The organism is Streptomyces sp. NPDC002889 (assembly GCF_042888425.1).
Lineage (GTDB): Bacteria > Actinomycetota > Actinomycetes > Streptomycetales > Streptomycetaceae > Streptomyces.
This window is the reverse complement of the sequence record NZ_JBIAPT010000031.1, coordinates 87,364-94,404: the sequence shown is the minus strand read 5'-3', so window position 1 is coordinate 94,404 and position 7,041 is coordinate 87,364. Positions and strand designations below refer to the sequence as shown.

General features: G+C 68.6%; 4 protein-coding genes. 1 reads left to right on the top strand and 3 read right to left on the bottom strand.

Annotated features, from left to right (window positions below):
- Positions 1-1,650: 1,650 nt before the first annotated feature.
- Positions 1,651-2,931: an ATP-binding protein gene (locus ACFYWI_RS33680; RefSeq protein ID WP_389239572.1), complete on the bottom strand. Its 1,281-nt coding sequence runs from the start codon at positions 2,929-2,931 to the stop codon at positions 1,651-1,653.
- Positions 2,932-3,449: 518 nt separating this feature from the next.
- Here ACFYWI_RS33680 and ACFYWI_RS33675 point away from each other — a divergent pair.
- Complete coding sequence (locus ACFYWI_RS33675) at positions 3,450-4,367, top strand: serine hydrolase (protein WP_389239571.1); 918 nt, start codon at positions 3,450-3,452, stop codon at positions 4,365-4,367.
- A gap of 201 nt (positions 4,368-4,568) precedes the next feature.
- On the opposite strand, the gene ACFYWI_RS33670 is transcribed toward ACFYWI_RS33675, so the two are convergent.
- Both ACFYWI_RS33670 and ACFYWI_RS33665 read right to left on the bottom strand, forming a co-directional pair.
- Positions 4,569-5,147, bottom strand: a complete 579-nt coding sequence (locus ACFYWI_RS33670; RefSeq protein WP_389239570.1) for a VanZ family protein — start codon at positions 5,145-5,147, stop codon at positions 4,569-4,571.
- Between the two features lie 393 nt (positions 5,148-5,540).
- Positions 5,541-6,413, bottom strand: coding sequence for a potassium channel family protein (locus ACFYWI_RS33665; protein ID WP_389239569.1), 873 nt, complete (start codon positions 6,411-6,413; stop codon positions 5,541-5,543).
- Positions 6,414-7,041: the final 628 nt, after the last annotated feature.

Below are 7,041 nucleotides of genomic sequence, written 5' to 3'. Positions count from 1 at the left end.
GGCTTGGGCCGTCGACACCTCGGCAGGCGACAGTGAAAGCCGGGCCCGGTGCCCGAACTGCCGCTTGGCCAGGGTTCCTTGACGCACGACCGCAAACCTATGCCACCACAATGGAACCGGACGTGCGCACTGGCCGTCATGTCGTCTACCACCTGCACATGCACTTGGTTTTTGTCACGAAGCACCGACGTGAGGCCATGACCGACGCCGCAGTACATCGAGCAGCAGCAGCGCTCCGTGAGCTGGTCAACAGTGCGAACCCGTGCCTACGGTGCGGGCCAGAGCAATCTTGAGATGCGCTTCACCACCGCCCTGAAGTGAAGGGCGGCGCACTGCGCACATCAGAGGTAGACGTGGTGATGCCGAACTGCAAGCGAGCCAGCGTCTATGGCGCCAAAGCCAGATCCATGCCGCCCTCTCTTCAAGCTGTTGCCGCCATGGCCACGCGCTTCCCTCACACATAGATCGGCGCAGGGGCGTCTTCCGCGCCGGCAAGGCCGGCCACGCCGCCTGAGACCGGCCCGCGTAACGGCGGATCCAGCGCACGCCGGCCATACGCACACCGCCCCCAGGCTGCAATGCCTTCCTCCGTCGGGACGGCGACGACACTCTGGGCGATCTGCGCGCAACCCGGACGGCGGCGCTGCCGGCCCCCGGCCCCAAGTGCGGAACCGGGGCCGGACACGCCTCGCGCGGTGACGTGTCGCAATGTCGGCGGAGCCGCGTCGCGCCACGGGACCAGTTCACGCCGGGCTTTTCCGGCTGCGCGAGCCACTCCTCGTCCATGCGCCTCGGGGCGTACAAGCGAGGGTCCTACGGTCCGTCGGCGGGGCTGCGACGCAGGTGACATACGCGCGGTCATGACCACGCCGCCACTTTGGCAACCACCCGGCCCGTACGGGCCTTTCCAACCCGATGGCGAAGATGGCTGGTTGACCACTCGGCTCGCGCCGGTCCGCCGAAGAGTTGCCGGTATGGAAGGGCCGAGGCCGATGTCGCACCCGCCGCGCTCGGCGCATCCTCCGCCGCGTTCACAGAGACATCGGATCCGATGGGCCCGAGCCGCGGCCGGCCGGGACTCGGCAAGGCCTACGGCGATGATCTGCTTCAGTGGCGCCTCCGTCATGTCGGGGGCGCGCGACCACTGCGGCGGCGTGGAGTTTCGAGAGCGGGCCCGGCTCCCGGGCCGCCGCACGCGGAGATGGACCGGGGCCCCTCGTCGGCGAGACAGTCAGGATCGGTCACTCAGATTCTGGCAGACGGGGCAGAGCTCGTAGCGGCCATCGGTCACCACGCTCCCCCAGCCGCGGCACTCGTCGCAGTCGCGAGCCAGGGCAATGTTCGCGCGGGGGGCAGGAGCGGTGGGGTGGGCTCCAGCAGTCATCAAGTCATATTCCTCGAGGTAGAGGGCTACATGGCAAAACTATGACATATCTCGCATAGATATGCAATCCAGACGCTCGGCGCCGGCTGGCGGCATCTTTCCCCTTCGAACGTATGCGCTATTTTTACCACGACGGATGTCTCCCCGGCGCCAGGCCGGGTGGGCGGGCAGTCCCCCGGGCGGCCCCGGGGCACGATCCGAAACTCGAGGCGTGGCACGAGCGGTGATGTTCCTGACCGCCGCCCCGAGGCAGCCGGCACCCGGCGTCACATGCGCACGTAGTGCTCGATGTCCTCCTTGAACTCGCTGAGCGCCTGGTCGGTGAGGGTGGGACGGGTGTCGGCGATGGCGGCCAGGTAGTCCTGGGTTCCGGCCGGCGTTCCACGGCGTTCCACGACCTCCCGTTCGAACGCAGCCTGGGCACCTTTGCGTGCGGCGAACTCGATGTCGGCGGGAGTGAACATCTCGCTGGCCGCCACCAGCGGGTCCAGTTCGATGCCGTCTGCGACGGGGCCGAGATAGCGCTGCCAGATCGCCGCCCGGGCGACCGGGTCGGGGGGACCGACCGGAATGACGTAGTCGAACCGGCCGGGGCGCAGGAACGCCGGATCGAGGGAGCGAACGGAATTGGTGGCGCAGATCAGCAGGCGGTCGTCGTGGTCCCGGAAGCCGGGGATCAGCTTGAGCAGTTCGTTGGTGACTCCGTGGCCGGGATCGACGGCCAGGCCGGACCGGACGCCGGCAATCTCCTCGACCTCGTCGATGAACAGCAGAACGGTCTCCAGCTCGGCCAGTTCGGCGAACGTGTCCCGTAGCGAGGCGGCAAGGCCTCCGGCCCCTTCCGAGGCGAGCCGGGAAGGGAAGAGCTCCACGAACGGCCACTCCAGACGGGAGGCGACGGCTTTGGCGAAGCTGGTCTTGCCGGTGCCCGGCGGGCCGAAGAGGATGACCGCCTTCGGCGGCGCCACCCCGTACCGGTCGGCCAGCGCGGGCTCGGCCAGAGGCAGCACGATCCGCCGCTCGATCGCTTCCTTCTCCCGCTCCATGCCCGCGAGGGAGCCCCACAGCCCCTGCGGCAGCACCCTCCCGCCGAGCTCCGCGAGCAGACCGGCATCACTCGCGCCGAGATGCTCGACCTTCTCGTAGAAGATCAATCCGGCGTGAGCCTGATAGCCGGAGTTTTCCAGAGCTGTCGTTCCGGTGGCCCCCGGGGCGAGCAGCGCACCGATCCGGCGTGCCCCCTGCGCCCGCAGGCGACGCTCGAGCCCCGCAATCAGGGCGCTGCCAATCCCGCGGTTACGCCACGTCCCGGCCAGCGCCACAAGCGTGATCCAGGCGCGCTCACCCTGGGCCTGCGCCACTGCCATGCCCACCATGTCGTCGCCCACCACGGCGACCACGGCGGGACCGTCGCCCCGGGCAGCGGCCATGACCTCGGAGACGGGGAACACAGCGGGCGGTTCGTCCGCCGACCGGTCCTGATCCCAGAGCTGGATGGCGCGGTCCAGATCGTCGTAGCGGAAGTCCCGCAATCGCCACGTCGGCATCATCACCACCTTGCCCGGCAGGTCGCCACCGCCTCACCGACGCGTGGCCGCGCACTACCGGAGCGGCATCCTGCCTCACTCAATCTTCCGCGCCGATCGGACCCGCGTCGAACCGGCGGGAGGTGTCTGCCGCCGACGCCCACAACGGAAGACCGAGGCGGCACAGGGTGTGACGCGGCCCTCCCTGTGGACCGGTTCCCAGGCGTTCGTCGCCCTTGCCACGCCGGCATCCTGCGCGCGTACGTGACGGAGGCGTTCATGGAGGCGACGGTGATCGAGATGTCCGGCCGGGTTCGTGTCCCTCGCCGAGTCGTTCGGGCCACCCGTGGTGCGGACCTCGCCCGAATCGATGGGCACCGCTGGTGTGGCCGTGAGCCCTTGACCGGGCCGAGTGAAGTCTGGTTCTGATCATTTTTTCATAACGGCTACAACCATCGACCCGTTCGGTGAGTCGTGTGGGGCGAATGTGCCTGGCCGCAGTTGCCCGGCATCAGACAAAGGGGATGGGGAAGCCTCCAATGACTCACCGGACATTCCGGCGTGCCCATGTGCTGTCCGCGGGCCTCGCGGCCGGGGTGCTCGTACCGCTCGTGGCCGCAGCACCCGCCGCTGCTGCCACGCCGCAGGTCGCCTGCACCTCCGCCAAGGCCGGCCTGGCCGCGAAGTTGCAGCAGGACATCGCGACTGCCCTGAGGAACCGCAGGGGCACCATTGCGGTCGGCCTCTACGACCGCACCACGAAGACCACGTGCAGCCTCCGCTCGACCTCGGCCTACGACTCGGCCAGCATCGTCAAGGTGACCGTTCTCGCGACGCTGCTGTGGGATGCGAAGAAGCACAACCGCTATCTCACGCAGCGCGAGGCCGATCTCGCCACCGCCATGATCACGAAGTCGGACAACAACGCGACGAGCACGCTGTGGAGGCAGCTCGGCGTCACCAAGGTCAAGGGCTTCCTCGCCGCGGCCGGGATGACGCGCACCGTGCCGGGCTCGGGCGGTTATTGGGGACTCACCCAGATCACCGTGCAGGACGAGCAGAAGCTGCTCTCGCTGATCACCGCGAAGAACTCGGTGCTGAGTGACAACTCCCGCGCCTACATCCTCAAGCTGATGAACAAGGTGATCTCGTCGCAGCGCTGGGGCACACCGGCGGGCGCGCCCTCCTCCGTGAAGGTGCACGTCAAGAACGGCTGGCTGTCACGGTCCACGCACGGCTGGCGGGTGCACAGCATCGGCGCGTTCCAAGGCGGTGGCCACGACTACTACATCTCGGTGCTGACGCAGGACAACAGCACGATGGACTACGGCGTCGCCACCATCCAGGGCGTCGCGAAGGCCATCCACAAGGACTTGGTGCCGACCGCCGTGGCCGCACAGCGGTACACACCGACGAACGCGCCGCGCGAAGCATTCCCTGCCGTACCTGCCCAGTGACCGGCTGACCGGACCGCTGCCGGACCCGAACTCGCCGTCCCGGGACTCGCGGTTCGCATAGTGCTCGTGGTGAGCGAGCTCGTCGTCGAACCGCCGTCCCCGGCGGTGCGTCCGAGTCCGGGGTTCCCGGCCTTCGTCGCCCGTCCCCCGATGCGTCGCACGGCCGGGCAGCGCACGAACCCCGTGTGACACCGGGGCCCACTACCCACGTGACGTGCCGGCAGTGGCGGCCTTCTTCTCGCTCCCGCTCCAGCGGTGCCACCAGTGACGGCGGCGCGGGTGAACGGCGCGGCCGAGGCGACGGCCCAGCAGCAGGTATCCCAGCAGGGCCCCTGTGGTGTTCAGGATCACGTCATCGACGTCGAAGGCACGACCGGTCACAAGAGCGCCTTGGACCAGCTCGACCAGGGTCATCACCAGGGCCGTCGCCACCGATACCCGCAGCAGTCCTCGCGCCCGCTCCACGAGCACCGGCAGCAGCAGACCGAAGGGAACGCCAAGCAGCAGATTTCCGCCCAGCTGCTTGACGGTGTCACGCAGCGCGGGTTGCGCGAGGTAGTCACGGATGGAGTCCCCCGGACGCAGGTTGCTGTGGGTCAACGGCTCGGAGGCCGCGGAGGGCTCCAAGGTCAGCTTCGCGAGAACCACGCTGAAGGCTACGGTCGCCGCGAACGCCAGCATGATGGCCATGCCCCTCACCAGAGGCGACATGGGTCCTGCCCGTGTTCCGGACCGTGCGCTCTTGTCCCTGACCGACCTGCCGCCGATTCCGGTCCGCATCCCTGTCGCCTCCCAGCCAAGTCCTCACATGTCCTGTGCGGTTACCCCCGGTTCCAAGCCACACGCCTGGGTCTTGACCAGGAGCTCTGCCCGTCCGTGGAAGCGCCGCACGGCGCCGGAGCCGCGTGCGCCTCGCGATGCGCAGGAGGACAGCGTGCACAGGGTCCTCGCCGTGGATGGGGCATGGCAGCGGGAGCACGGAGAGGGCCGTGAAGGGCAGGCGCGCGTACTCGGCCTGGGTCCACGCGCCGTCGCGGCAAGCCGCTCCACGACGTCGGTGACGTCGCGCACCGTGGGGCCGTTTCCTCGACCCCGTTTCGGTGAGCTCCCCGGCCGCCGGGTGTGCCGCGCAGTCGCTTGCACAGGAGATGACCTGGCGCTTCCGACCGGCGATCAGATACGACTTCTGCCGTGATCTTCCGCGTAGGCACGGTAGATGTCACGCGCTGAGCCACCGCGGTGCAGAAATCGCTGGTCGAGGATGACGGCAAGGTCCGTCAGCGCCGTGGTGAGCAGGGCGGCGGCGAGCTGTGCCTCGGCATGTTGGGCGTTGCTGCCGCGGTCGGCGAGGTCGGCTGCGTATCGCACCATCGAGGCAAGCGAAGTGCGGTCTTCGCCGTCGTGGAAGTAGTAGGACTCGGCGTACTGGATGAAGTCGACGGAGACGCGTGCCAGTTCTGCCGCGAGACCGTCCAGAATGGCGGCTCCCGCGGGTGAGTCGAGCTGCTGCGGCGATGGGTCGTTCCGCTGCAGCTGCGACAGGCGCAGGGCCAGAGCGCGTCTGCGGGTGAGTGCCGGATAGATCTCCAGGACCCAGGAGACAGTGGCCGACAGCAGAGCGAAGCCCACGAGGGCTTCGATGGGGGCGATGATGCGGAGCCATGTCTCGGCCGGGGCGATGTCGCCGAGTCCGAGGGTCGCTACGGTGACCAGCGAGATGTACAGCGAATCCGCCAAACCGCCGTGCTCGGCGGGGTCCAGTCCCGTGGCGAACGAGAAGGCGTCCGGCAGATAGGGCCAATAGATCAGCGTCCATCCCAGGACGACAGTGCCTGCCCACATGGCCACCACTGTCACCATGGCGAGAGGACCGGCGAGTCCGGCCGGCCGTCTGCGCGGAGGGAGACGGCGCGACGCTTTCCACAGGGCAGTCATGACGTGCCGACTCAGCCCTCCGTGACGGGTGGGGTGCCACAGGGTGTGGAACACGTCCCGCAGAGCGGCCATGACCAGCGCCGCTCCGGCCAATGAGACCAGCCATTTCATACGCGTCTCCCAAGCCGCGGTGTACGCGGTGCCCAGCATGCACGGCGCACCGGCCCGGCCTGCGCAGGCCACGCCCCGGTACTGGGCGGAGTTCACCCCGGCCGAAGCCGGTGCCGCCGGCCGTTGGGGCCGAGCGCCTTTCAACTACCTCAGGAGCACGCCGCATCGGTGCGTCTGGAGCTGCCGCCTCCTGCCTGTTGCGACCCCTTCGGTGCGATCCTCCGACGCACAAACCCCGCGATGACCATCGCGGCAAGGGAGGTTGACGAACATGGCCCGCCGGACGCTGGAGCAACGACGCAACCACGGTCCGATTCCGCATCACGGCACCGGAGCTGTGGCATCTCCCGACGGTCGCGCCCCCGGAGTGAGTGATCGAGGCTCAGGGTGGACAGCAGCGGGTTCGACGTCTCCGGCAGGGACGCCCGACCACATCCGGTCGCTCTCGGCGAAGGCCGACGCAACCCCGTGAGTGGATACGCACACACCCCTCACAGCGGCTTCATCTCGCCGGTCGCGACGTCGTCGGCTCATCGGCCAGGAGCGCGCACCTTCGACGGCTCTGTTTCAGCTGGGCAGCAACGGTCACCCGAAGAGAGAACGGAATCGGAACGCCAAGACCGCGATC

What these genes read in the sequence shown, in the direction of transcription:
- ACFYWI_RS33680 (WP_389239572.1), bottom strand. Translation starts at nt 2,931, where the DNA reads ATGCCGACGTGGCGATTGCGGGACTTCCGCTACGACGATCTGGACCGC.
- ACFYWI_RS33665 (WP_389239569.1), bottom strand. Translation starts at nt 6,413, where the DNA reads ATGAAATGGCTGGTCTCATTGGCCGGAGCGGCGCTGGTCATGGCCGCT.
- ACFYWI_RS33675 (WP_389239571.1), top strand. Translation starts at nt 3,450, where the DNA reads ATGACTCACCGGACATTCCGGCGTGCCCATGTGCTGTCCGCGGGCCTC.
- ACFYWI_RS33670 (WP_389239570.1), bottom strand. Translation starts at nt 5,147, where the DNA reads ATGCGGACCGGAATCGGCGGCAGGTCGGTCAGGGACAAGAGCGCACGG.